The 25,076-nt window shown below is 67.8% G+C and carries 27 protein-coding genes and 1 tRNA gene; 16 read left to right on the top strand and 12 right to left on the bottom strand.

What is annotated here, in order from left to right:
- The 4 genes from Y900_RS13225 to Y900_RS13210 are packed head-to-tail and all read right to left on the bottom strand — an operon-like array spanning position 1 to position 3,392.
- Positions 1-1,401, bottom strand: coding sequence for a DUF4226 domain-containing protein (locus Y900_RS13225; RefSeq protein WP_036342331.1), 1,401 nt, complete (start codon positions 1,399-1,401; stop codon positions 1-3).
- 58 nt (positions 1,402-1,459) lie between these two features.
- Positions 1,460-1,819 carry a DUF4226 domain-containing protein gene (locus tag Y900_RS13220; protein WP_036342329.1) on the bottom strand — a complete coding sequence of 120 codons (360 nt, stop codon included), beginning with the start codon at positions 1,817-1,819 and terminating at the stop codon, positions 1,460-1,462.
- 47 nt (positions 1,820-1,866) lie between these two features.
- Positions 1,867-2,655 carry a C40 family peptidase gene (locus Y900_RS13215; RefSeq protein WP_036342327.1) on the bottom strand — a complete coding sequence of 263 codons (789 nt, stop codon included), beginning with the start codon at positions 2,653-2,655 and terminating at the stop codon, positions 1,867-1,869.
- Positions 2,652-3,392, bottom strand: coding sequence for a helix-turn-helix domain-containing protein (locus tag Y900_RS13210; RefSeq protein ID WP_036342325.1), 741 nt, complete (start codon positions 3,390-3,392; stop codon positions 2,652-2,654). The genes Y900_RS13215 and Y900_RS13210 overlap by 4 nt, the downstream gene beginning before the upstream one ends.
- A 129-nt stretch (positions 3,393-3,521) precedes the next feature.
- Between Y900_RS13210 and Y900_RS13205 the strand changes: the two genes are divergently transcribed.
- On the top strand, positions 3,522-3,932 hold the full coding sequence (locus Y900_RS13205) for a WhiB family transcriptional regulator (protein ID WP_036342324.1): 411 nt from the start codon (positions 3,522-3,524) through the stop codon (positions 3,930-3,932).
- Between the two features lie 3 nt (positions 3,933-3,935).
- Here Y900_RS13205 and Y900_RS13200 read toward each other — a convergent pair whose 3' ends face one another.
- Positions 3,936-5,075, bottom strand: coding sequence for a 3-ketosteroid-9-alpha-monooxygenase, oxygenase component (locus Y900_RS13200; RefSeq protein ID WP_036342322.1), 1,140 nt, complete (start codon positions 5,073-5,075; stop codon positions 3,936-3,938).
- A gap of 57 nt (positions 5,076-5,132) precedes the next feature.
- Here Y900_RS13200 and Y900_RS13195 point away from each other — a divergent pair, with 57 nt between their 5' ends.
- The 7 genes from Y900_RS13195 to Y900_RS13165 all read left to right on the top strand — a co-directional run bounded on the left by Y900_RS13195 (position 5,133) and on the right by Y900_RS13165 (position 9,622).
- On the top strand, positions 5,133-5,732 hold the full coding sequence (locus Y900_RS13195; RefSeq protein WP_081845096.1) for a TetR family transcriptional regulator: 600 nt from the start codon (positions 5,133-5,135) through the stop codon (positions 5,730-5,732).
- 44 nt (positions 5,733-5,776) lie between these two features.
- The gene (locus tag Y900_RS13190) at positions 5,777-6,088 is read left to right on the top strand and encodes a hypothetical protein (protein WP_131536164.1); all 312 of its coding nucleotides are present in this window, start codon (positions 5,777-5,779) and stop codon (positions 6,086-6,088) included.
- A gap of 130 nt (positions 6,089-6,218) precedes the next feature.
- Positions 6,219-6,635 (top strand): EVE domain-containing protein, encoded by a 417-nt coding sequence (locus Y900_RS13185; RefSeq protein ID WP_036342316.1) that lies wholly within the window; start codon positions 6,219-6,221, stop codon positions 6,633-6,635.
- A gap of 28 nt (positions 6,636-6,663) precedes the next feature.
- Positions 6,664-7,629: a pirin family protein gene (locus Y900_RS13180; protein WP_036346653.1), complete on the top strand. Its 966-nt coding sequence runs from the start codon at positions 6,664-6,666 to the stop codon at positions 7,627-7,629.
- 8 nt (positions 7,630-7,637) lie between these two features.
- Positions 7,638-7,979: a GNAT family N-acetyltransferase gene (locus tag Y900_RS13175; protein WP_036342315.1), complete on the top strand. Its 342-nt coding sequence runs from the start codon at positions 7,638-7,640 to the stop codon at positions 7,977-7,979.
- A gap of 26 nt (positions 7,980-8,005) precedes the next feature.
- A complete protein-coding gene (locus tag Y900_RS13170; RefSeq protein WP_237752552.1) occupies positions 8,006-8,839 on the top strand; it encodes an acyl-CoA thioesterase domain-containing protein in 834 nt (277 codons plus the stop codon).
- 9 nt (positions 8,840-8,848) lie between these two features.
- Positions 8,849-9,622, top strand: a complete 774-nt coding sequence (locus Y900_RS13165; RefSeq protein ID WP_036342312.1) for a cyclase family protein — start codon at positions 8,849-8,851, stop codon at positions 9,620-9,622.
- On the opposite strand, the gene Y900_RS13160 is transcribed toward Y900_RS13165, so the two are convergent.
- The 5 genes from Y900_RS13160 to Y900_RS13140 are packed head-to-tail and all read right to left on the bottom strand — an operon-like array spanning position 9,623 to position 14,617.
- Positions 9,623-9,898 carry a hypothetical protein gene (locus tag Y900_RS13160; RefSeq protein WP_036342311.1) on the bottom strand — a complete coding sequence of 92 codons (276 nt, stop codon included), beginning with the start codon at positions 9,896-9,898 and terminating at the stop codon, positions 9,623-9,625. It lies immediately after the preceding gene.
- A 27-nt stretch (positions 9,899-9,925) separates the two neighbouring features.
- The gene (locus tag Y900_RS13155; protein ID WP_051660047.1) at positions 9,926-10,669 is read right to left on the bottom strand and encodes a YqjF family protein; all 744 of its coding nucleotides are present in this window, start codon (positions 10,667-10,669) and stop codon (positions 9,926-9,928) included.
- Positions 10,666-12,009 carry an APC family permease gene (locus tag Y900_RS13150; protein ID WP_036342308.1) on the bottom strand — a complete coding sequence of 448 codons (1,344 nt, stop codon included), beginning with the start codon at positions 12,007-12,009 and terminating at the stop codon, positions 10,666-10,668. The genes Y900_RS13155 and Y900_RS13150 overlap by 4 nt, the downstream gene beginning before the upstream one ends.
- Positions 12,006-13,637, bottom strand: a complete 1,632-nt coding sequence (locus Y900_RS13145; protein WP_036342306.1) for an amidohydrolase — start codon at positions 13,635-13,637, stop codon at positions 12,006-12,008. Before Y900_RS13145 ends, Y900_RS13150 begins: the two co-directional genes overlap by 4 nt.
- Positions 13,634-14,617, bottom strand: a complete 984-nt coding sequence (locus Y900_RS13140) for a nitrilase-related carbon-nitrogen hydrolase (protein ID WP_036342304.1) — start codon at positions 14,615-14,617, stop codon at positions 13,634-13,636. Before Y900_RS13140 ends, Y900_RS13145 begins: the two co-directional genes overlap by 4 nt.
- A 76-nt stretch (positions 14,618-14,693) precedes the next feature.
- Here Y900_RS13140 and Y900_RS13135 point away from each other — a divergent pair, with 76 nt between their 5' ends.
- Positions 14,694-15,299 carry a TetR/AcrR family transcriptional regulator C-terminal domain-containing protein gene (locus Y900_RS13135; protein WP_036342302.1) on the top strand — a complete coding sequence of 202 codons (606 nt, stop codon included), beginning with the start codon at positions 14,694-14,696 and terminating at the stop codon, positions 15,297-15,299.
- Here the strand turns inward: Y900_RS13135 and Y900_RS13130 are convergent.
- A complete protein-coding gene (locus tag Y900_RS13130) occupies positions 15,296-15,565 on the bottom strand; it encodes a YdeI/OmpD-associated family protein (RefSeq protein ID WP_036342300.1) in 270 nt (89 codons plus the stop codon). The two genes, Y900_RS13135 and Y900_RS13130, sit on opposite strands and share 4 nt — an antisense overlap.
- Before the next feature lie 152 nt (positions 15,566-15,717).
- On the opposite strand from Y900_RS13130, the gene Y900_RS13125 reads away from it, so the two are divergent.
- Complete coding sequence (locus Y900_RS13125; RefSeq protein ID WP_051660046.1) at positions 15,718-16,818, top strand: GGDEF domain-containing protein; 1,101 nt, start codon at positions 15,718-15,720, stop codon at positions 16,816-16,818.
- A gap of 162 nt (positions 16,819-16,980) precedes the next feature.
- A complete protein-coding gene (locus Y900_RS13120) occupies positions 16,981-18,132 on the top strand; it encodes a GGDEF domain-containing protein (protein ID WP_081845095.1) in 1,152 nt (383 codons plus the stop codon).
- 62 nt (positions 18,133-18,194) lie between these two features.
- On the opposite strand, the gene Y900_RS13115 is transcribed toward Y900_RS13120, so the two are convergent.
- Positions 18,195-18,277, bottom strand: a tRNA-Leu gene (locus Y900_RS13115).
- 225 nt (positions 18,278-18,502) lie between these two features.
- On the opposite strand from Y900_RS13115, the gene Y900_RS13110 reads away from it, so the two are divergent.
- The 5 genes from Y900_RS13110 (at position 18,503) to pbpA (ending at position 25,024) form a co-directional block, all read left to right on the top strand.
- Positions 18,503-19,951, top strand: a complete 1,449-nt coding sequence (locus Y900_RS13110; RefSeq protein ID WP_036342298.1) for an FhaA domain-containing protein — start codon at positions 18,503-18,505, stop codon at positions 19,949-19,951.
- A 150-nt stretch (positions 19,952-20,101) separates the two neighbouring features.
- The gene (locus Y900_RS13105; protein WP_036342296.1) at positions 20,102-20,569 is read left to right on the top strand and encodes an FHA domain-containing protein FhaB/FipA; all 468 of its coding nucleotides are present in this window, start codon (positions 20,102-20,104) and stop codon (positions 20,567-20,569) included.
- Positions 20,566-22,152: a PP2C family protein-serine/threonine phosphatase gene (locus tag Y900_RS13100; RefSeq protein WP_036342294.1), complete on the top strand. Its 1,587-nt coding sequence runs from the start codon at positions 20,566-20,568 to the stop codon at positions 22,150-22,152. Before Y900_RS13105 ends, Y900_RS13100 begins: the two co-directional genes overlap by 4 nt.
- Entirely contained in the window at positions 22,149-23,552 is a 1,404-nt protein-coding gene (locus Y900_RS13095) for a peptidoglycan glycosyltransferase RodA (RefSeq protein ID WP_036342293.1), read from the top strand. The genes Y900_RS13100 and Y900_RS13095 overlap by 4 nt, the downstream gene beginning before the upstream one ends.
- On the top strand, positions 23,549-25,024 hold the full coding sequence (pbpA, locus tag Y900_RS13090; protein ID WP_036342292.1) for a D,D-transpeptidase PbpA: 1,476 nt from the start codon (positions 23,549-23,551) through the stop codon (positions 25,022-25,024). Before Y900_RS13095 ends, pbpA begins: the two co-directional genes overlap by 4 nt.
- Positions 25,025-25,076 lie beyond the last annotated feature (52 nt).

Genomic DNA, 25,076 nt, shown 5'->3' with positions numbered 1-25,076 from the left:
TCACTCTCCTATCGCCGGTGGTTCGGCTGTCACCGCGGGCCGGGTCGGCGCGGGTCGGTCTGGTCTCGGAGTCGTGGCTTCGGCGCCCGGCTCAGGCGGATGCTCCCACCCTAGGAAGCTCGGGCCTGCGACGCTGGCGATGGGCTGGATCTGGTTGTTCAGAACCGCCTTGCCGTTGCCCAACGCCAGCGCATGCCGGTCGGTCAGCATCCCGATATCACCGGGCAACACCCGGGCGGCGTCGACAGGATGCGACACCGCGGTGCCCGGGGCCGGGATCATGATGCCTTGTTGTCGAAACGCCTCCGGGATCGGTGTTCCGGCCACCGCGGCGCTGATGGCTGCCGCCAGTTGAGGCGTCGGCGCGGTCACCGTTTCACCGGTGGGCAGGGTGACGACGGTCGAGTCGTCCGGAAGCGGCCCATCGGCCTCCTCCCCCACGCCGCTGTCGTCGTCGGGCGCCGGATCGATCGGGGTGTCGTCGATCGGCTCATCCGGCAACGGGTCGTCGAGCAGGTCAGAGATGTCTGCGGACGGCATTCGCGGCGGGGTGAGGTTGTCGAACGCTTGCGGCATGGGGCTGGGGCCAGCGGGCACGCCCCCGCCGGATCCGCCGCCCATCGCGGGGATCGCGGCCATGGGTGGGATCATCGGCGCCGCGACCGGTTGGCCGACGGTGGCGCCGGGGTCAGCCGGCGGAGGCGCGAGGTCGTCGGGCAACAGGGCGTCGGCGAACGGGTCCGGGCCGAGATCCGGCGGGATGTCGACGGCCCGCTCTGCCGGTTTCGCGGCCGCCGGGCCGGCGTCGGGTGCGGTCTCGACCGCGGAGTCCGGGGTGGCACCGACGTACAGCGACGCCAGCGCGGCGGCCAACGATGCCTTCGAGGTGGCGTCCAGTCCCGCGGTCTCCACCACGGTCTTGATGTCGCGCAGCTTGTCGATCAGGTACCGCTGGAACGCGCGAGCACCGGCCGGGGTGTCAAGGTCGGTGCGGGCCGCGACGGCGGCCTCGATGTCCCTCTGCAGACCGTCGAGGGCTTCCCGGCCAGCCGAGTGGACGGCATGCGCATTGAGCACCGCGGTGATCACCTGCAGGTCGAGCTGCGCGCTCCTCGAATTCTGTTGTGCCAGAGATGTTTCAGCCGTCCGAATGGCCTCGGCGGCCAGCCCCTCCCCTATGCCCGGGGCCTGGTCGATGGGTGCCGCCGGGTCGAATGCCGCCCGATGCTGAGCGCGAATCTTGGCCACTACGTTGTCGATTGCACTCGGCGACACCACACTGACCGGGCTGGTGATCGTGGCGAGGTCGGTGTCCGAGAGCCCCGTCAGCCAGGCCTGGCTGTCACCGGTGACCGCACCGACGCGCGCAATCACGTCGAGCAGGTCTTGATAACTCGCCACCGGTACCCTCTCATGCCGGCGACTGTATCCAGGCGGTGTTCGGGTGACAATTCACCCGTCAGGCAGGTGTGGACGACACCCGATAGCGATCCAGAAGTCGCTGGAGCACCACGGCTTTGGCGTCGGCTTCGGCGCGTGCGGCGATCAGCACATCGCTGATTTCGCGTTGCTTGGCGAGCAGGAACCGCGCGAACTCGCGGCCCTCGAGGGGCGCGGTGACAGCGTTCTGCGCGAGAGCCGCCTCGATCTCGGCGTTGATTGCGTCGAGCTTGCGAATCGCCTCGGTCGCGGCGGCATGCGCGGCCGACACCACCTCGGCCAGTTCGGCGTCCGCCTCGGCGAGGTCGCGGTCCCGCGCGGCCAGCAGCGATCGGGCCGACTCGAGGGCCTCGGCCGACGCTCCGACGTGCTCTGCCATGGGTCGACGGTACTCAGCGAGATTTCGCCGAACAACTCACCACTCGGCTACGCCGGCCGGCGGATCGCGATATCGGAACCCAGCCGGCTGATCCGGACGTTCGCACCGGAGTAGGGCGCCTCGACCACCAGTCCGTTGCCGATCGCCATCTGGACATGGCCGGCATGCGGGAACACCAGATCGCCGGGGCGGATTTGGGAACGCGGCACCGGAATCCCGTCGTTTATCTGGTCGTAGGTGGTGCGGTGCAGTGGCACCCCCGCCTGGGCGTAGGCCCACTTCACCAGGCCTGAACAGTCGAAGCGATCCGGTCCGGTCGCTCCCCACACGTACGGACAACCCAGCCGTGACAGCGCGGCGCGCACCGCCAGCGCGGCCCGCGAATTCGGTGCCGGCAGCCTGCGCTGCCCCCGGCGATATCCCAGCGCGCGCAACAGCGCGAGGCGGCGCCGGGCTCTACGGCGGGCGGCAAGGACGTGGGCGTGCTGGGCGCGCAGCCGGGCGGCCCTGCGCCGCAACAACTCTCGTTGAGCGACCGGGTTGTCCGGGGTGGCGGCGGCATCGGCATGGGCGGCGTCGAGCACGGCACGGGTCTGCCGTTGAGCCTCCCGGTGGTCGCGCTGAACACGGGCCAGGATCGCCGACACCTCGGCGTCGACGCGGCGGGCGCCGTCGAGTTCGGTGCGTCGCCGGTCGGCCGCACGGTGGTAGGCGGTGGGCAACCCTTCGCGCGGGGACGACGCCACAGCAGGTGCCGTATCGAGCACGCCCACCGCCTGCCGGCCGGAGAACAGCGCATGGGCCCGGCTGAGGATCTCCACCTCGGGGGCGGTCATGACCTCTCCTCGACAAACGCCCGCACCCGCGGCAGGACTCCGGGTGGGATGGCTCCGCGGTTGCGGATGTCCCACAGCTGCTCGACGTCGACTCCGATCAGTGTCGCGATCACCGGTTCGGGCAGCTCCGAGCGGGCGCACGCCTGGTCGAAGCGCGCGCTGATACTGCCCGGCATGCGGGCCAACAGCCCGCTCCGGATCGCTTCCAGGGACTTGAGGTGGGTCATCAGGCGGTCCACCGATTCGGCCCCGGCGTTGACCGCGACGCGCCAGGAATTGGCCGCCAGCAGCTCGGCCTTCACGCATTGCTCGATCACGGACTGAATATACGTTTCATATTCGTTTGACGTCTCCGCCGGCAAGCGAGCTATCAACGAGTTCAGCGACTCCAGGTGCGCTTCGGCATGTGCCTCGAGCACATCGGCGTCACTGTGCCGGCTGACGACGATGCCGGTGGTGGTCCGCGGCGACACTGATTCGGCCGGTCCGCCGGTCAGGAATTGGGCGATCTCAGCGGCTGGATCGTCGGCAACGACGAGCCGCGCGTAGGTGCCGGGCGGTAGCCCCAACCCGTTTTCAACCTTCTGAACTGTGCCTTTGTGCGGCTTGCGAACACCGCGCTCCAGGAAGCTCAGGCCCATGATGCTGACCCCGGTGGCGGCGGCCAGCTCGGCCAGCGACCAGTCCCTCGCCTCACGCAGAGTCCGAATGGCCGCGCCCGCCGCCTCTCGGCTCACGGTGCGGCTCCAGCCATATACGGATCGTACACAGTGCTGTCGGTTTATACGTTTCTTTCTACGTTCCTCTTGCGTCATCGGAATCTCGCATATACGCTTCCGTCATTGAATCCGGCCAAGGAGGCTCCGATGAACTACCGCCCATGCTCGGTCGAGCCCGATCTCTGGTTCGGCTACGCCGATGACGACGCCAGCGACGGTGCGGCCAAGGCCCGCGTCTACGAACAGTCCGCCACCCGCGCCCGGACCATCTGCCTACGCCGGTGCCCGCTGGCCCAGCAGCGCGCCTGCGCCAGAAGCGCCGTCGAGAGCGGCGAGGAGTACGGGGTGTGGGCAGGCATCAAATTGCCCGGCGGCCAATACCGCAAGCGCCATCAGCTGGCGCACGCGCACGACGTCCTGCGGCGCATCGCCGACGGCCAGCTCAATCCGCGCGAACTGCCGGAAAGCGCCGAACTACTGACCCGCAGCGAAGCGTTGCCCGCCGAGGTGGCAACCGTCGTACACCTACCGCTGGGGCGGCCGCGCACCGCGGCGTGAGCATCAGCTCGCTGTTGTTGCCTCAGAACGCTTTTGCATGTTCTCGTCGACCTCACGCTGCCATACGTCGTAGGCGTGGGTGGTGTCCACCTCGAGCTCGAAGCGGTCGGTCATGTCCGCGGTGACATCAGCGGCGTCGACGTAGAACTGTTCGTACCACCGCCGGTACTGGTAGAGCGCGCCGTCCTCCTCGCACAGCAGCGGATTCTCGATCCGCGTCTTGTGCTTCCAGATCTCGACGTCTTGCAGGAAGCCGACCTCGTAGATCTTCGAATACGACTGGGCGAGTTTGGCCGCCTTCTCGTCGGACAGCCCCGGCATGTTCTGCACCGAGACGCCGAACTGCAGCATGAACGAGTTCTGGTCGATCGGGTAATGGCAGTTGATCAGCACCGATTCCACGGTGAAGTCCGGTCCGAGGTCATTGTGCAGCCAGTTGATCATGTACGACGGCCCGAAGTAGGTGGCCTCCGAGCGCAGCTTGGTGCCCTCCCACAGCCGTTCCGGGTGCTCGGTGAAGTCTTGGCGCCCCTTGGATTCCATGTACTGGCTGGCGGTGTGGCCTTCGAAGACGTTCTTGAAGAACGTGGGGTAGGCGTAGTGGATGTAGAAGAAGTGCGCCATGTCGACGTTGTTGTCGACGATCTCGCGGCAGTGCGCACCCTCGATGACCATCGAGTTCCACGCCCACTTCGACCACTGGCCCTCGTCGTAGCCCTCGATGGTCGGCGGGGTGAGCTCTGCCGACGGCGTCGAGCCCTCCGGGTCGTGCCACATCAACAGCTGCCCGTTGACCTCGATGGTCTGGTACTTGCGGGTGCGGGCGAGCTTGGGAACTCTTCGCGCATAAGGAATTTCGACGCACCGGCCGGTCGCGCCGTTCCAGCGCCAGTCATGGAACGCACAGGCCAGGTTGTCGCCCTTGACCGTGCCCATGGCGAGGTCGGCACCCAGGTGCCGGCAGTAGCCGTCGAGCACATGGATGTCGCCCTGTGAGTCGGCGTACACCACCAGCTTGCCGCCGAACGCGTTGATGCCGTGCGGCTTGCCATCGCGGAAATCCTCTGCCAGGCCCAGGCAGTGCCAACCGCGCGCGTAACGCGTCATCGGCGTGCCGGGGTCGATCTCCCGGATCTGGTTCATGCGCTCATTTAAGCACATGTGCTTAAAACTGCCTAGCATTGATTTAGACTGCTCGACGTGGACCGCGGTGCCCGATCTCGGGAAGTACTGCTCGACGCCGCCGAACGGCTGATCGCCGAGCACGGCTTCGAGGTGCCCCTGCGGGAGATCGCGGTGGCCGCAGGCCAACGCAACAACTCCGCCGTCAACTACTACTTCCGCAGCAGACAGGACTTGATCGATGCGGTGGTGGCCCGACGCCTGACCCCGATGGAGGTCGAGCGGCAAGCCCTGCTGGACCGCATGTCGGGGGAGCAGATGGCCGACGCGCACGCCGTCCTGCGAGTCCTGGTCGGGCCGTTCTTTCACAGTGAAGGCACCCATTACGCGCGGTTCCTCGAGGTGGTGCGGATCCGACTGAATCGAGAACCGCAGAGCCCGGCGGAATCGGCGTGGCCACGGATCCTCGACGCGCTGGCCAGGCTGGTTCCGCTGAAGGACCGCAGCGCCCGGGAGAACCGAGTCGGTGCCGTCGCGACCGCGATGTTCGCCCTGCTCGCCGACCACGAGCGGCGGGTGGAATCCGGCGACACCGACGCCGACAGTCTCGAGGAGATCGTGACGATGCTCGCCGCGATGCTGAGCGCCGCGCCGGTGTCGGCGCCCGCGACTCGCTGACTGCGGCAATTCCCGGGCAGGGGAGTCGGTATGCGGATAGAACTGTGTCGACACAGCAGACGTTGGGAGGCGCGCGGGTGCGGATCGTGGTCGCGGTAGCCCTGGCCGGGTTGATCGCACTGGTGGTGGCGGTGCTGACCGACAGCACCTATGCGGCCATCGCGGTGGTCGTGCTCGCGGTGGTGGGCATCGTGCTGTTGTTGCGCGACTGGCGTGCTGATCGCAAGCGGGCCGCCGCAGGGGAGTCGACGGAGGCGCCGCACGAGCCCGTCGACCCGTCGATCAGCCCGGAGCTTTTCGCGCCGGACATCTCGGCCGATGGTCGCGGCCCGTCGTCCGACGCCCGCGCCGACTAGCTGCGGGAGCCGCCCGCCGAGCGTCACTCCAGGGTCACGCTGGGCGCCGAATGCGACTCTGGCGTGACGCTCGCGGGCACGGGCTTAGCTGCTGCGCAGACCTGTCGGACCCCCGACCTAGCGTGAGCCCATGCCGTACAGGATCAATACCGTCAGCGCCGACCACGTACAACGCGGCGTCGCCGGCGGCTTCACTCAGGCCAACCATGGCAAGCCGCACATGCTGCGCAGAATGGCCCGTGGCGATTGGAACATCTTCTATTCGCCGAAAACCGCACTCGAGCACGGGGAGTCGCTGCAGGCGTTCACCGCCATCGGTCGGGTCACCGGCGACGAGCCGTACCAGGAGCACCCGTCGCACCCCTGGCGGCGCGCCATGGAGTTCCTGCCCTGCACGGCGACACCCATCCGACCGCTGCTGGACCAGCTGGAATTCGTTGTCGATCCGCAGCGCTGGGGATACAAGTTCCGGTTCGGGGTGTTCCGCATCGAGGAGCCGGACTTCCTGCTCATTCGTTCGGCGATGACCCAGCAGCTCGCGGCCTGAGCGACGCGCCGCGGGTAAGCTCGGGGTGGTGAGCAACCTCGAGGCCGCTCCGCGTGAAGTGCCCTGCCGTGCAACGATTTTCGATGGCGTGGAGATTTTGGAGCCCCGCGAGGTGCCGCTCGGTGGTCCGCGCGCGCTTCCGGTGCGCCGAACCTTGCCCCAACGTGGGCGCTCGCTGATCGGCGCCTGGTGTTTCGCCGATCATTACGGCCCGCACGACGTACGCGAGGACGCCGGCATGGACGTGCCCCCGCATCCGCACACCGGGCTGCAGACCGTCAGCTGGTTGTTCCGCGGCGAGATCGAGCACCGCGACAGCGCCGGTGTACACCAGACCGTCCGCCCAGGCGAGCTGAACTTGATGACCGCCGGGGCGGGGATCTGCCACTCGGAGGTGTCGACGCCGTCGACCACGATCCTGCACGGCGCGCAGCTGTGGGTGGCGCTGCCGGATGCGGATCGCAACGCCGCCCGGGATTTCGATCACTATGTCCCCGAGCCGTTTTCCCGTGGGGAGGCATCCATTCGGGTGTTCCTCGGTGAGCTGGCCGGCCAGCGCTCTCCGGTGCACACCTTCACACCGCTGCTCGGCGCCCAGGTCGATCTGGCCGCCGGCTGCACCCTCGACCTCGACGTCGATCCCTCCTTCGAGCACGGCGTCCTGCTCGATCTCGGTCAGGTGGAGGTGGCCGGGCGGGCGCTCGAGTCAGGGCAGCTGGCCTACCTGGGAACCGGGTCCACGACGCTGCGGCTGCACAATGCGGCCGGCCTGGCCGCCCGGATGCTGCTGCTGGGCGGGACGCCGTTCACCGAGGAACTGTTGATGTGGTGGAACTTCGTCGGCCGCAGCCACGAGGAGATCGCCGAGTACCGCCGGCAATGGGAAAGCGGCGACGATCGCTTCGGCGCCGTGAGTGGGTACCCGGGTTCCGTCCAGCGATTACCGGCACCCGCGCTGCCCGCCATCCGATTGCGGCCGCGCCGCCGAACCTGAGGAGTTCCATGACACAAGACAAAACGGGCGCCGACACCACCGTCACCGCCGGCGGGGACCAATTCACCATCGCCGTCGAGGGCGAGCAGGTCGGCGTCGCCGACTACGTCGACCACGACGGTCAACGGATCTTCCACCACACCGAGGTCGAGGACGCGTTCGAAGGACGCGGACTGGCCAGCATCATGGTCGGCGAAGCGCTGGCCGCCACCCGCGACGCCGGGCTGCGCATCGTGCCGGCGTGCCCAATGGTGGCGAAGTACATCGAGAAGCACCCGGAGTTCGACGACGTGACGGACCCCGCGACCGCGGATACCGAACGCTACGTACAGCGGGTGCTGAGCAGCTGACTTGGGCGCCGCTATCGTGTGACCTCGTGACGGATCTGGGCGACTCGGCGGGTGCATCGCGGGCGTATCTGGTGTCGGACGGCGACGTGCTGCTGCCCGGCCCGGCATCGCAGGGGCCCTGGGGTCCCACGATCAGCGGTCACGTCGTGGGCGGCATCCTGGCGCGGGCCCTGGAGCAGCTGGGCGGCGCCCCCGGCTTCGTACCGGCCCGGCTGACCGTGGACCTGCTGCGGCCCACCGCGATCACGTCCCTGGAAGTGCGCACCACGATTCGCCGCGACGGCCGTCGCATCCGGTTGGTCGACGCCGAACTGATCCAGAACGACACCGTGGTGTCCCGGGCCAGTGCGATGTTCCTGCGCCGCGGCGAGCACCCGGCCGGCGACATCTGGTCCTCGCCGGTGACGATGCCGCCACTGCCGCCGGATCCCGGTCCGCTGCCCGACGACCTGATGATGTTCGTCTGGGGTTACGGGGGACAGGGCGAGTCCGGCGGAGCGATGGCCTTCACCGAATGGCACGACGCCACCGGCCCCAAGTACGCCTGGATCCGGCAGGTCCGCGCGCTGGTCGACGGCGAGGCGACCTCCCCGTTCGTCACCGTCGCGATGGCCGCCGACGCAGCCAGTGCGACATCCCATTGGGGCACAGGCGGTTTGCGCTATATCAACGCCGACTACACGTTGACCCTGGCGCGCGAGCCGGTCGGGGACTACATCGGCCTGGCGGCGACATCCCACAACAGCAATGACGGGATCGCGTGCGGTGCTGTCGCGGTGTTCGACGCACACGGGCAGATCGGCAACGCGATCACCGTCGGCTTGGTGAACCCCGCCGAATCGTTTCACCCCAGGGCGTAGAAAGGTGCCATGAGAAGGTTCGTCGACATCTCGGTCCCGTTGCAGGCCGGCATCCCCTCGGATCCGCCCGGGCATCTGCCGGAGATCGACTACTACGACCACAAGCAGACCGCCGCCGAAGTGGTGTCGTTTTTCCCCGGCGCGACCGTCGACGATCTCCCCGACGGCGAAGGCTGGGCCATCGAGCGGGTGCGGATCACCACACACAACGGCACACATCTGGACGCCCCGTACCACTACGCGTCGACGATGGACGGTGGCAAGCGCGCGATCACCATCGACGAGGTGCCGCTGGAGTGGTGCCTGCAGCCGGCGGTCAAACTCGACTTCCGGCACTTCCCGGACGGTTACGTGGTGACCGCCGCCGACGTGGAGGCCGAGCTGGAACGCATCGGGCATCGCCTGGCACCCCTGGAGATCGTGCTCGTCAACACCAGTGCCGGCACGCGATACGGACAGCCCGACTACGTCGGCACAGGGTGCGGTATGGGGCGTGACGCCACCCTCTATCTCCTCGAGCGCGGGGTGCGACTCACCGGAACCGACGCCTGGAGCTGGGACGCCCCGTTCTCTTACACCGCACAGCGGTACGCCGTTGACCACGACGCGTCGATCATCTGGGAAGGTCACCGCGCCGGACGCACGGTCGGCTACTCGCATATCGAGAAGCTGCACAATCTGGAGTCGCTGCCGGCCAACGGCTTTGAGGTGTCCTGCTTCCCGGTGAAAATTCATGCCGCATCCGCGGGATGGACCCGCGCGGTCGCGATCTTCGACGACTGACTACGGCCAGGGCCCGCCGACCGGCGGCCCGCCGCCGGGCGGCGACTGGTTCTGCAGAATACCCAGGCAGGTCCCCATCGACTTGCCCGGAATGCATGGGATGCCACCGACACTCGGCACACCGTTGGCCACATAGCACTGTCCGGTGATCGGGTCGGCCAGATGCCCGGTCGGGCAGGCATTGGCAGGGGCGGCGACCCCGACGGGCACGGCCATGAACAGCGCGCCGCATGCGGCGGCCATCAGCGCCCTCGAGATCCGCACCCGCACAGCCATGGCTGTGAGCTTACTGCGAGCGGAGTCTCAGCCGACCGCGATCGGACGGCCGAACTGGGTTCGCATGCCGGGGGAGTAGAGCGCCCGTAGCGGTTCCCCGGCGGTGCGCACCCCGGCGGCGGCGACAAGTTCGTCGTCGAGGTCCACCACCCGCGCCGAGTGCAAAGCCCACGGGCCGTGATAGTTCGGCACCCACCAGGTCCGGCCGGCCTTGCGGGTGTGGGCGCCCCAGCGCGCGGTCAGCCAGGTCTCCAACTCTGTCGGTTCGACCGGTTCGCCCGGCCGCACCGTCACCCGGCTCCGCAGCCCGCGCTGCGGCCAGCGGCGAACACTGTCGTAGCTGATCTGATCCGATGTCCGGGTGATCCGCATCCGGGCCCAGGTGTAGGGGATACCCATGGCGATGCGGATCGCCGGAACCACCGCCAGCCGGGCGGCTTCCAGCGACCGGAACAGCACGCCGTGCCGGCCCGCGTCGTCCACGGAATAGAGCCGGACGTTGGTTTCGGCGAAGGAACCGAAGTACGGCACCGGCGGGGTCGGACCGACTGCGGTGTCACCCATCCGGAACGGCACCAGCCCGACGTATGTCACGCTCTCGTACACATCCGGGCGTGCGCCGGCGGGGTAGAGGTGCGCGATGTCGGCCGGGCGCACCGGCCAGTGCACGAACGTCAGATCCAGCCAGCTCTGGTCGAACCACACCCGCCCCGGCAGCGGCGGGGCGACCACGGGGTAGCCGGCCAGTGGGTCCGAGCCCTGCGGGCTCACTCGTATTCCAGGTCCAACACCGGGGTGGGCCGACGGAAGCCGTGAGTGACGACCAGCAGCCAGACGAATCCGATTGCCAGCCAGATCAATCCGATCGTGAGCGCGGTGCCCGACAGGCTGGTCCACAGCCAGGCGGTGAGCAGGAAGCCGATCACCGGTGCGATCACGTTGAGCAGGATGTTCCGTTCCCGCATGTCGACGAAGTAGTGCTTGATCACCGACAGGTTCACCACCGAGAACGCCACCAGCGCACCGAAACTGACAACCGACGCCAGGATCGTCAGATCGATCCAGATCGCGAGCAGCGAGATGACGCTGACCGTGAGAATGGCGTACACCGGGGTGCTGTACTTGGCGGAGACATGCCCGAAGACCTTGCGCGGCAGGATGCCGTCGCGGCCCATCGCGTACAGGATTCGGGCGACCGACGCCTGCGAGGTCAGCGCCGAACCAAGCGCACCGGCCACGTAGGCCGCGGTGAAGAAGGTGTTGACGAACGCCCCGCCCGCGGCCATCATCACGTCGGTCGAACCGGTGTCCACGTCGGCGAACTTGTTGGACGGAAACACCAGCTGCGACACGTAGGACAGCAGGATGAAGATGATCCCCGACACGATCGTCGCGATCATGATCGCCTGCGGCACCGTGCGTTTGGCGTCACGCGCCTCCTCGGACAGCGTGGAGACCGCGTCGAAACCGAGGAAGGACAGGCACAGGATCGCCGCGCCGGCCAGGATCGGGCTCATGCCGCCCGCGGTGCCGTCACCGGTGAAGGGCGACAGCAGGTCGACTTTCCCGTAGCCGGTGGTCTTGGCGACCGCGAGGGCGACGAACACCACGATGAAGATCGCCTGGATGGCGATGATGAGGAAGTTGGCTCGCGCGACGGACACGATGCCGATGATGTTGAGCACCGTGACGATCGCTATCGACACAAGGACGATGACCCACGCGGGGAGCGCCGGTAGCGCCGCGTTCAGATAGAGCCCGATGACCAGATAATTCAACATCGGCAGGAACAAGTAGTCCAGCAGCAGCGACCACCCGGCCAGGAAGCCGACAGGGGCGCCGAAAGTGCGCTGGGTATAGGTGTATGCCGAACCCGCGACCGGAATCGCCGCCGCCATCCGCGCGTAGGACAGTGCGGTGAACACCATCGTGATGAGTGTGACGATGTAGGCCAGCGGCAGGCGGCCGCCCGACGTTTCGGTCACGATGCCGTAGGTGGTGAACACGGTCAGCGGGACCATGTAGACCAAGCCGAACAGCACCAGCGACGGCAGGCCGAGCGCTCGTTTCAGGTGCCCCTCATGGGGGTCGGCGATGAATTCCGCGGTCATGGTCGTACCTTTCCTTCGTCAGCCCGGTAGGCCTGCGCACCGCGCAAGTATGTGGCGTGGATGCCCACGTGTGGCAGATCCAGCGGCGGTGTGTTCCGCGGGTCCTGGTCAAGCCACACCAGATCGGCGCTGGCGCCGGGAGTGACCACTCCCCAGGTGTTTTCGGCATAGGCCTGGTAGGCGACGGCGCCGGTGTACGACGACAGCGCGCGTTCGATCGGCACGATCTCGTGCGGTGTCCAACCGCCGTCGGGCTGGCCCTCGGCGGTGAGCCGGGACGTCGCCACGGCGATGCCGTCCAGTGGGGCACCCGAGGACACCGGCCAGTCCGAGCCGAACGCCAGCGCTGCGCCGGATCGGTTCAGCGTTTGCATCTGGTACTGCCGGTCGCTGCGTTCGACCCCGAGCCGGGGGATGGTCAGCACCGTCATCAGCGCGTCCATCTGCGCCCACAACGGCTGCATGTTGGGGATGACGCCCAGCTCCGCGAACCGGCCGATATCAGTGTCGTCCACCAGCTGTACGTGGGCGATCACCGGCCTGCGGTCGCGAGTCCCGTTGCGCGACAAGGTGTGCTCGATCGCGTCGAGTGCCTGGCGGACGGCGGCGTCGCCGATGGCATGGATGTGGATCTGCAGTCCGAGCTCGTCGACCCGACGTGCCGCCTCGGCCAGCGAGTCGCCCTCCCAGTTCTGCATACCGTGGCTGTGCAGTCCCGAGCAATACGGTGCCAGCAAGGCACCCGTCTCGTTCTCGACGACGCCGTCGGCGAAGAATTTGACTGTGTTCGCGGTCAGCAGCGGCGAGCCGGCCTCCTCGACCGCTCGCCGCGACGCCGCGAATTGCTCGATCTGCGAATCGAAGTGCCGCGGGTCGGCGTACAACGCGAGGTTGAACCGCATCCGCAGTGCGCCCTGGCGGGCCGCTTCCACATAGGTGGCGACGTCACCAGGTTCGACCCACGCGTCCTGCACCCAGGTGACGCCGCGAGCCAGGTAATAGTCGGCGGCCGTGCCGAGCGCGCCGATGCGCTCCCGCTCGTCGCGCGCCGGCATCACGTTCATCACCAAATCCGTTGCGCCCCACTCCCGCAACGTGCCCAAGACGGAGCCGTCCGGTCGGTGGGGGATCTCCCCGAGAACCGGATCCGGTGTGTCGGCGGTGATACCGGCCCGCTCGAGCGCCGCGGTGTTGCACCACACGGTGTGGTAGTCCCAGGCCCGCAGCACCACGGGGCGGTCCGGCACGGCAGCGTCCAGCCAGCGGGCATCGAACAGTCCGCCCTCGGCCAGGCTGCCGTCGTAAGAGGCGCCGACGATCCATTCCTCGTCCGGGTGGTCCTCGGCGTAAACCTTGACAGCAGTGACGATTTCGTCGACGGTGCCGCAGCCCCGGACAGGCGGTCCGACTGCTTCCAGCCCGCCGTACAGCGGGTGTGCGTGGCCGTCGCCGAAGGACGACATGAGGAACCCGCCGGCGAGGTCGACGTGCTCACAGTCCACACCGGCAGCCAGGTCTCGGGCTTGCCCACCCAGCGCGCGGACGACCCCGTCGGTCACCAGAAGGGCGTCGAACTCCTGCCCCGTACCGGTCCACACCACACCGCCGGTGAAGAGCGTCGAGCTCATTTGACCACCGCCGTCGCGGCGTGACCGGCGCCGTAGGGCTCGTCGGCGACCACGGGCCGGGTCAGCGCGGCGTAGGTGTCAGGCCGTCGGGTCAACAGGAAAGGGAAGAGCTCCAACCAATCTCGGCGCTGATCGAGGTCGAGGTCCGCGATAAGGACGGCCTCCTCGTCGCGCGGTGCCTGTACCAGAACCCGGCCGTACGGATCGGAGATGAAGGAGGACCCGTAGAACGTCACGGTCCCTTCGTCGCCGACCCGATTGGGCACCACCATGAACAGGCCGCTGTTGATGCCGTTGGCCACGATGACCTGCTGCCACAGCGGCCGGGTGTCGAAGTCGGGGAAGACCGGCTCGGATCCGATGGCGGTGGGGTAGACGACCACCTCGGCGCCGGCGAGCGAGTAGTTCCGCGCGACCTCGGGGAACCATTCGTCCCAGCAGGTCGGCATACCGATGCGAGCGTCCAGCCCGTCCGGCGCATAGACGGGATACGGGTCGGCGTCGGGGCCGGGCCGGAAATAGGTGTCCTCGTAGTAGCCGGCCGAGATCGGGATGTGCAGCTTGCGGGTCCGGCCGACGAGTTCGCCGCCGGGGGAGACCAGGATCGCGGTGTTGTAGCCCAGGCCGTCGCTCACCTCGGCGGTGCGTTCGTAGAGCGAGGCGTGCACGAAGATCCCGTTGGCCCGCGCCGCGCTCGCCGCCAGGTCGAAGGTGGGGCCGTTCTCCAGATCCTCGGCAAGTGCCGCGGGGTTGGCCCCGGCCGGGCGATCTGCCGGATAGCGCAGCAAGGTGATCTCCGGCAGGAAGACGACCGATGCACCCTCAGCCGCGGCGGTGTCGATCCCGGCACGCACCGTGGCGAGGAGTTCCAAGCGGTCCGGTCGCCACCGGTGCTGGACCAGGCCGACCCGCAGTGGCGGGCGCTGCGAGGGCGCCGACCGGGACAGCGGTTCGGGCGCTCGGGCAGTCAAGGTGATCATCGAACTCCTAAAACGAATCTATTTCGTTTTAGTGTGAACTGGCTCATACTTCTTCGCAAGAGGAAGAGAGACTTTGATGGGCCGTCCGCCGACACCGCTGTTGTCGACCGACCGGATCGCGTCGGCCGCCATGGACTTGGTGCGTGCCACCGGCGAATTCACCATGCCCGACCTTGCGCGGAAACTAAAGGTCAGTCCGTCATCGCTGTACAACCACGTGTCGGGCCGCGGCCAGATCGTCGAGCTGCTGCGCGAGCGCGCGATGTCCGAGGTGCAGCTTCCCGACGACCAACCGGACCGACCGTGGGCTGAGGCGGTCGCCGACATCTTGCGGTCCTACCGCCGCAGCTACGCCCGGTATCCGCGGCTGATCCCCCTGCTGACCGCTTACGCCGTGAACAGCAGCCACGCCATCCGGATGTACAACATGTTGGCGGTGACCCTGCACCGCGCCGGGTTCGACGCCGCCGACACGCTGCGGGCCATCACTCTGATGGACTGCTTCGTGCTGGGGTCGGCCCTGGATCTCGCCGCGCCCGAGGAGCCGTGGGAATCAGGCGCCGAGGTCGGGCCCGAACTGGCCGCCGCGCTCGCGACCGGAGCGCCCACGCCCGCGCGGGCCGACGACGCATTCGAGTACGGGTTGGCGGTACTGCTGCGCGGCCTCCAACCGGGTGGCTAGGCCTTGCCGGTGCGCTCGCGGTGCTTGCAACCCGGCCAGCAGCAGGGCCGTCGCATACCCTCTTCAAGCTCCTCCTGGGTGCGGCGGATGCGTCGCTCGCGGGTCTTCTGCTGTTTGGCGTCCTCGATCCAGCAGATGAACTCGTTGCGCGCCAGGGGCGTGATGTCGTTCCAGGCCGCCAGCGCGGTGTCGTTGCCCAGCAGCGCAGTCCGCAAATCCGCCGGAAGCTTGTGCACCACTCCGCCGGGGATGGTCTGCGTGCCCATCCAAACAGGTTAGCCAGTCCAACGCCGCCCTGGACGGCGGCTGGCCGTCCGAGTCGGCTCACGCAGGATCTATTTTCTGTCGCCGTCGATATTTCGCCTCGCTACCGATTTGCTCGGGCTACCGTGGACGCCATGCGGGGAGCGACGGCGCGGTGACCGACCAGCGGGCCGTCGGACCGGGCACTCAGGCCGGGGGGCCGCTCGCGCGATGGTGGCGGTTGCCCGACCAGTTCGATTGGCTGTCCGGGTATTTGAGGGCGCGCGGCCTGGCATGGCCCACCAGGGTGTTGATGGCACTGATCTCGGCGGGCTTGATGTTGATGGGCGCAGCCACCCCGACCATGCGCAACGTGCCGCCGATATGGGCGTGGACGTTCGGCACCGCCGCGGTGCTCACCGGGATCACCTACTGCACCCTGTGGCTGCGAGGCTGGCTGAACCGGCGGCAATCGTTGCGGATGGCCTGCTTCGGCAGCTCGCTCATCGCCGTCGGCTGCGTGATGCAGTCCTATCCCATGGTCGCCCTGATGGGCTGCAGCGGCATGGCCATCATCGGCGGCTACGCCGCGTTCTTCCACAACTCGAAAGCGATCACGTTCATCGTCGTCCTCGGCATGGCCGTGAGCGCGCTGTGCGCGATACGCGTCGTCCCGAACTACGGCTGGGCTGTCGCCGCAGCCGGCTGGTGGTTGGTGGTCGAACTGAACCTCGCCTTTCCGTTGGCGATCCAGGCGGTGATGCGCACCATGGGCGCCGATGTGGTGCGCTCTGATCAAGACCCGCTCACCGGTGTCCTGAACCGGCGCGCCTTCTACGAGCGGGCGACGCTACTGCTGACATCGCCCGGGAACGATCTTCACCTGATCGTCGTGATGATCGATCTCGACAAGTTCAAGAAGCTCAACGACGCCTACGGCCACATCGCCGGCGACCAGGCTCTGACCGCCGTCGGCTGGGCGCTTCGAGAGAACAGCAACAGCTCGGCGATCATCGGACGGTTCGGCGGCGAGGAGTTCATCGTGGTCGACGCCGTGCCCGCCGAGCTGGCCGAGGAATTGCCCGCCCAGCTGTGTCTGGCGATCGCCGCCCTGCCCCAACCAGTGACCGCTAGCGTCGGCGCGGCCATCGTGCGCTGGGACAGTGTCGCCGCGATGGACGATCTGATCCGGGCCGCCGATGCCGCCATGTACGCGGCCAAGCGGGCCGGCGGCAACCAGACGCGGATCAGCCGACCCGCCCGCATCGACCGCTGACAGAGACCCCCGGCGTTCGGGGGATCGACAATCCGGCACTCGGACTGTCGAAACGCCGTTGCCGGACCCGGCGAGAAACCAACGACTGAGCGATTCGGCTGACAGCTGGCAAAATCGATTCCGCAATCACGGCACGACTTCCCGTAGGAATGGGGATGACACATGCTTCGGTGGGGAGCGCTGCCACCCCGTCACGCCGACCAATACGACTGGATCAGCGTCTACCTGCATGACCGCGACCAGCAGGGGATCTGGCGGACGCTGATCTTCACCGCGACCCTGGCTCTCGCATCGTCGACCGCGTTGATGATCAAGAGCCCGCAAGGTCCGGACGGCCCGGTAGCGGTCACGATCTGCGTCGTCGCCGCGGCGCTGGCGTTGGCGGCAGCGGTGCCGTTTCTGCTGCATTGGCCCACCCGCCGCCAGTCACTGGCGTTCTCGTTCACCTCCACCGCGACCATCGCCGCCGCCGCGCTGTCCTATTCCAACGACTACGTAGGCCTGATGGGGTGCGCGACGTTCGCCGTGATCGGCGGCTTCGTCGCCTATTTCCACACCGCCCACGAGGTGGTGGCCAACGGCGCGATAGCCGCGATCTGCGTGGTGATCCTGGCCGCCCGGCTTGTTTCCTCGACCGGCGACATCTATCTGACGGCCGCGGCGGTGGCGATCGTGGCAACGCTCAACGTGGGCCTACCGTTCGGGGTCTTGTCGCTCGCGCAGACACTGCGGGTCGACCTGCGTAGCTCCGGCCGCGATCCCCTGACCGGGCTGCACAACAGACGGTCGTTCCACCAATCGGCCTACGAGCTGATCATGCGCAACGACACCGAGGCCAGCCGGCTGATGGTCATCGTCATCGATCTGGACAGCTTCAAGAACCTCAACGACACCGCGGGCCACGCGGCCGGCGACGCTGCGCTGATCAGGATCAGCGCAGCGCTGGCCGACAACTGTGGACACTCCGCCATCATCGGCAGGTCCGGCGGCGAGGAATTCGTCATCGCCGACGTCGACCACCCCGATCCACCGGAGGTGGTTGCCGAACGGCTGCGCCGGGCCATCGCCGAGCTGCCGGTACCGGTGACGGCGAGCATCGGCACCGCCTGCGCGCCGTTGAAGAACGGCTCTCAATTCAACTTGGGGCTCCTCGACGAACTCGTCGAAGCCGCCGATGCCGCGATGTACGCGGCCAAGCGCGCCGGCGGAGATCAGGTCAGCCACGCCGCCGACATGCCCGGAGACGGTGAGCACCAGCATCTACCCCGCCGCGGACGGACTCAGTCGAATACCAAGGCCAGCAACCCGGATTGAGTTCAGCGCCTGCCGCCAACAGAAAAACCCCGGCCGGAAGCCGGGGTTTTTCTCCACTTGTGTGGGCGAAGGGGGACTTGAACCCCCACGTCCCGAAGGACACTGGCACCTGAAGCCAGCGCGTCTGCCATTCCGCCACTCGCCCGAAACAACCGAGGGAGCGTATCACGGTCGAGGGGGTGCACCTCAACTCGCGCCCGCGGCTCGGACCAGCCTAGCGGCCTGCGTCACAGTGCCATCCCGGGGGCTCTGACCTGGTCTAACGCGATTCTCAGAATTCTCATGGTGACGGCGTGTCGACCTGGGCCGATAGCATCAAGGTGAACAAGCGTCGACGCAACACGCACACGTACTCGAGCTAGGCGGTGAGATGAGTAACCAGAGGGGTCTGGTTCAACGCATCGAGCGCAAACTCGAGAACACCGTGGGCGACGCGTTCGCCCGGGTCTTCGGCGGATCAATCGTCCCGGCGGAGGTGGAAGCCGCGCTGCGGCGGGAAGCCTCTGCAGGTGTGCAAACCCTTCCCCATGAACGATTTTTGGCTCCCAATGAGTACGTCATTACGCTCAGTCCAGCTGACTTCGAGAAGGTCAGCGCCGATCGCGATCTCACCACGGACACTTTTGCCAAACACTTGGGCGGCTACATCCGTGATCAGGGATGGCAAACGTATGGTGAGCTGGTCGTCAGGTTCGAGCAGTCGCCGAATCTGCACACCGGCCAGTACCGTGCGCGCGGCGTCGTCAACCCTGACGTCGACCCCCACCCGTCCCTCGCCACAACCGCCCCGCCAGAATCGAACCAGGCGTACACCGCAGAACCAGGAGTACCAGCGATGAGCAACGACCCCACCTACCGAGGCGACCAGGGTCAGGGGCGGCCCGGCGACGACTACTACGACGAGCGCTACCCGCGCCCACAGGACGAGCAGCGCGGCGTCCCCGAGCAGCGCGGTCCCTACCCGCCCGAGCAGGGCGGCTACGCGCCCCCGCCCAACGAGGGCTACGGCCAGCGGCCGGCCTACCCCGAGCAGGGCGGCTACGGCCAGGGCGGTTATGCCGGCGGCCAGGCTCCCGAGCAGCGTCCCCCGGCCGGCGGCTACGGCGGCCAGGGCTACGACCAGGGCCAGGGCTATGACCAGGGTTACCGGCAGGGCCCGCCGCCGGGATACGGCGCCCCGTCCTACGGCCCGCCGCAGGGTGGCGGTTACGCGCCTCAGGGTCCGCCGTCCAGCGACTATGACTACGGCCGCGGTCCGGGCCGTCATGAGGACGCCGGCTACGGCCGTCCCGAGCCTCGCCCCGCCTACCCCGACCAGGGTGGCTATGAGCAGCAGGGCTACGGCCAGCCGGCCGGCGGCTACGGCCGCCAGGAGTACGGCCAGCCGGACTACGGTCAGTCGGCCGGCCGCGGATACGAGCAGGGCGGCTACCCCGAACCCGCCGGGCGGGACTACGACTACGGCCAGCCCGCCGGTGGCGGATACGGCGGGTACGCCCAGCCGCCCGCCCAGGGCGAATACCCGTCCGCGGGACACGCGGTCACCCTGCAGCTCGATGACGGCAGCGGACGCACCTATCAGCTGCGCGAAGGTGCCAACGTGATCGGCCGCGGCCAGGATGCCCAGTTCCGGCTGCCCGACACGGGCGTCTCGCGCCGGCATCTGGAAATCCGGTGGGACGGCCAGGTTGCGTTGCTGTCCGATCTGAATTCCACCAACGGGACCACGGTGAACAACGCCCCGGTGCAGGAGTGGCAGCTGGCCGACGGCGACGTCATCCGGCTGGGCCACTCCGAGATCATCGTCCGCGTTCACTGAGGTCGGCGAAGGTCGCAGCTTGGTTTACGCGGAGTGGCTTCACCCGCGTACCCACCGGCGTCCAAGTATCGTGACGGTGCCGAAGTCGGCCCGGTGCCTGCTGGTACCGCGGGGACGACGAGCGGTGCACGAGGACGGAGAGGACGCCAGATGCAGGGGTTAGTTCTGCAGCTGACGCGCGCCGGCTTCCTGCTGTTGCTGTGGCTGTTCATCTGGTCGGTGTTACGCGTCCTGCGTAATGACATCTACGCGCCGACCGGCGCGGTGATGGTCCGCCGGGGCCTGGCGCTGCGCGGCACGCTGTTGCCGTCCCGCCAGCAACGGCACGCCGCCCGCTACCTGGTGGTCACCGAGGGAGCGCTGGCAGGCACCCGGATCACCTTGGGCACCCAGCCAGTCCTGATCGGCCGCGCTGATGACTCCACGCTGGTACTGACCGATGATTACTCCTCGACTCGGCACGCCCGGCTGTCGCCGCGCGGTGCCGACTGGTACGTGGAAGACCTAGGATCGACCAACGGCACATACCTCGACAGGGCGAAGGTGACGACGGCAGTACGCGTTCCGGTTGGCACGCCGGTGCATATCGGCAAGACGGTGATCGAGTTGCGCCCGTGACCCTTGTCCTTCGCTACGCCGCCCGCAGTGACCGGGGCCTGGTGCGCGCCAACAATGAGGACTCCGTCTACGCGGGCGCGCGCCTGCTTGCCCTGGCCGACGGCATGGGCGGGCACGCGGCCGGCGAGGTGGCATCCCAGCTGGTGATCGCCGCGCTGGCACACCTCGACGACGACGAGCCCGGCGGCGATCTGCTGAGCAAACTCGACTCCGCGGTGCGCGACGGCAACTCCGCGATCGCCGCGCATGTCGAGCTGGAGCCCGAGCTCGAGGGCATGGGTACCACGCTGACCGCGATCCTGTTCGCAGGCAACAGACTTGGCCTCGTCCACATCGGTGACTCCCGCGGCTATCTGCTGCGCGACGGCGAGCTCTCCCAGATCACCAAGGACGACACCTTCGTGCAGACCCTCGTCGACGAGGGGCGCATCACCGCGGAGGAGGCCCACAGCCATCCGCAGCGCTCGCTGATCATGCGCGCGCTCACCGGTCACGAGGTCGAGCCGACGCTGATCATGCGGGAGGCCAAGGAAGGCGACCGCTATCTGCTGTGCTCCGACGGCTTGTCCGACCCGGTCAGCCAGGAGACCATCCTGGAAGCACTGCAGATCGACGACGTCGCCGAGAGCGCTGACCGGCTGATCGAACTGGCGCTGCGCGGGGGCGGACCGGACAACGTCACCGTGGTGGTGGCCGATGTGGTCGACCATGACTACGGCGGCCAGACGCAGCCGATCCTGGCCGGTGCGGTCTCGGGGGACGACGACCACGTCGCCCCGCCCAACACCGCGGCCGGGCGCGCCTCGGCCTTCAACCCCCGGCCTGCGCCCGCCAAGCGCGTTGTGGCCGAGCCCGAGCCCCCACCCAAGCCGCGCTCGCGGCGGCGGATGATCATCGCCGCCGCCCTGGTCCTGTTGGTGGTCCTCGCCGGGCTCGCGGTCGGCAGGCAGATCATCCGCAGCAATTACTACGTCAGCGCTGAGAACGGCACCGTCGCGATCATGCGCGGTATCCAGGGCTCGATCCTGGGCTATCAGCTTCAGGAGCCGTACCTGCTGGGCTGCCTCAACGACCGCAACGAGCTGTCGCAGATCAGCTACGGCCAGCCGACCGACTCGCTGGGCTGCCAACTGATGCGACTGCAGGATCTTCGGCCCTCGGAGCGCGCACAGGTCTCGGCCGGGCTCCCGGCCGGAACCCTCGACGATGCGATCGGGCAGCTACGGGAACTGGCGCACAGCTCGGTACTGCCCCCGTGCGCGCCGCCCCCGACCAGCACACCGACCCCCACCCCGACTCCGGCTCCGAGCGCATCTCCCGCGCCGGGGCCGGCGCCCGTTCCCACGGCCGCATCGGTTTTGCCGTCGGCGCCCGCGCCGACCTCCTCTTCGGCACCCGCCCCGTCGCCGAGCACGCCACCGCCACCGGCGGCCTCGTCGAGCCCCGCCCCTTCTCCCACTGAAAGTGGCGTCACCCCAACGTCTTCGGCTGCTCCGACGCCTGCGCCGAGCCCTGCTCCGACGGTGACCCAACTACCCGCAGCGCCGCAGAAGCCGGGCACCGACTGCCGGGCGGCAGCATGAGTACCCAACCGCAGGCACCCGTCGCGCTGGCGCAGGCCACACCGACCCGCCGCAACGCCGAACTGGCGTTGTTGTGCTTCGCCACCCTCATCACCGTCGTGGCACTGCTGATCGTCGAGGCCAATCAGGAGCAGGGCATCAGCTGGGATCTGGCGAGTTCGACGCTGGCGTTCCTCACCCTTTTCGTGTGCGCGCACCTGGCCATCCGGCGATTCGCGCCCTACGCGGACCCGGTCCTGCTACCAGTTGTCGCGCTGCTCAACGGACTTGGCCTGGTGATGATCCACCGCCTCGACCTGGTCGGCGGTGCGATCGCCCCGCAACACGGACCCAGCGAAGAACAGCAGATGCTCTGGACGCTGGTCGGCGTGCTCGGCTTCGCGCTGGTGGTCGTCTTCCTCAAAGACCACCGCATCTTGGCCCGCTACGGTTACACCTGCGGTCTGGTGGGGCTGGTGCTGCTGGCGATCCCAGCGCTGCTGCCCAGTCACTTCTCCGAGACCAACGGTGCGAAGATCTGGATTCGGTTCCCCGGCTTCAGTATTCAGCCAGCCGAGTTCTCCAAGATCCTGTTGTTGATCTTCTTCGCCGCGGTGCTGGTGGCCAAGCGTGACCTGTTCACCACCGCCGGCAAGCATTTCCTCGGCACCGACGTGCCTCGCCCGCGCGACCTGGCGCCACTGCTGGTGGCCTGGATCGTCTCGGTCGGTGTCATGGTATTCGAAAAGGATTTGGGCACTTCGCTTCTGCTGTACGCCTCGTTCCTGGTGATGGTCTACATCGCGACCGAGCGGTTCAGCTGGGTGGTCATCGGTCTGACGCTGTTCGCCGCAGGCAGCGTGGTGGCCTACTACTTGTTCGGCCATGTGCGCGTGCGGGTTCAGACCTGGCTGGATCCGTTCGGCGACCCCGAAGGCACCGGCTATCAAATGGTGCAGTCGCAGTTCAGTTTCGCAACCGGCGGCATCTTCGGCACCGGGCTGGGCAACGGCCAGCCCGGCACGGTGCCCGCCGCGTCGACGGACTTCATCACCGCCGCGGTCGGTGAAGAGCTGGGTCTGGTCGGCTTGGCCGGGGTACTGATGCTCTACGCGATCGTCATCGTGCGCGGGCTCCGTACCGCGATCGCCGTACGCGACAGCTTCGGCAAGCTGCTGGCCGCCGGGTTGGCCTCGACGCTGGCGATCCAGCTGTTCATCGTCGTCGGCGGTGTCACGGGGTTGATCCCGCTGACCGGCCTGACCACACCGTGGATGTCCTACGGCGGCTCGTCCCTGGTGGCCAACTATCTGCTGCTGGCCATCCTGGTGAAGATCTCGCACGCCGCCCGTCGCCCGATCATCACCAATCCACATGCGCCGATCGCGTCGTCGAGCACCGAGGTGATCGAGCGCGTATGAACACCTCCCTGCGCCGCATTTCGGTGATGATCATGGCGTTGATCGTGCTGCTGTTGCTCAACGCGACGATCACCCAGGTCTTCCGCGCCGATGGTCTGCGCGCCGACCCACGCAACCAGCGTGTGCTGCTTGACGAGTACTCACGCCAGCGCGGCCAGATCACCGCGGGCGGACAGCTGCTGGCCTACTCGGTGTCCACCAACGGCCACTACCGCTTCCTGCGCGTCTATCCGAATCCCCTTGTCTACGCACCGATTACAGGGTTCTACTCGTTGCGCTACTCCAGCACCGGTCTCGAGCGCGCCGAGGACGGCATCCTCAACGGCTCCGATCAGCGCTTGTTCGGCCGCCGGCTGGCGGACTTCTTCACCGGTCGCGACCCGCGCGGCGGCAACGTCGACACCACGATCGTGCCGCGCGTTCAGCAAGCCGCGTGGGAAGCGATGCAGCGGGGCTGCACGGGTGGCTGCCGCGGCTCGGTGGTGGCCTTGGAGCCGTCCACCGGAAAAATTTTGGCGATGGTGTCCTCGCCGTCCTACGACCCCAACCTGTTGGCCACCCACGACACCGAAGAGCAGGGCACCGCCTGGCAGCAGCTGCGCGACGACCCCGCCTCGCCGCTGACCAACCGGGCCATCGCCGAGACTTTCCCGCCCGGGTCCACGTTCAAGGTGATCACTACCGCGGCGGCGTTGCAGAACGGCGTGACCGACAACGATCAGCTCACCAGCGCCCCCAGGATACAGCTCCCGAACAGCACCGCGACCCTGGAGAACTACGGCGGCGCCCCGTGCGGCAGCGCTCCCACCGCGTCTCTGCGGGAGGCGTTTGCCCGCTCGTGCAATACCGCTTTCGTGGAACTGGGTATCCGGGTGGGTGCTGACGCTCTGCGCAACACCGCGCAGGCGTTCGGGTTCGACAGCCCACCAGCGCCAATCCCGCTGGAGGTAGCGGAGTCGACCATCGGCCCGATGGCCGACGCCGCCGCGCTGGGGATGTCGAGCATGGGTCAGAAAGACGTGGCGGTGACACCTTTGCAGAACGCGTTGGTGGCGGCGACGATCGCCAACTCCGGTGTGATGATGCAGCCCTACCTGGTGGACAGTCTCAAGGGGCCGGACCTGTCGAACATCAGCACGGCGGCACCTCAGCAACAGCGGCGTGCCGTATCGACGCAGGTCGCCGCTAAACTTACGGATTTGATGATCGGCGCCGAACAGATGACCCAGCAGAAAGGGGCGATCCCCGGCGTGCAGATCGCATCCAAAACCGGGACCGCGGAGCACGGTACCGACCCTCGCAACACCCCTCCCCATGCCTGGTACATCGCCTTCGCCCCAGCACAGAGCCCCAAAGTGGCGGTCGCGGTGCTCGTCGAAAACGGTGGTGACCGGTTGAACGCCACCGGCGGCGCGCTGGCCGCCCCGGTCGGCCGGGCGACGATCGCAGCGGCATTGCAGGGGGCGTCATGAGCCCGCGCAGGCGAGCGAAGCGAGGCAAGCAATGAGCCTCAGCAGGCGAGCG

The sequence above is a fragment of the Mycolicibacterium aromaticivorans JS19b1 = JCM 16368 genome (assembly GCF_000559085.1).
GTDB classification, from domain to species: domain Bacteria; phylum Actinomycetota; class Actinomycetes; order Mycobacteriales; family Mycobacteriaceae; genus Mycobacterium; species Mycobacterium aromaticivorans.
Note: the sequence above shows the minus strand (reverse complement) of the source record. Positions and strands in the feature narration are given on the sequence as shown.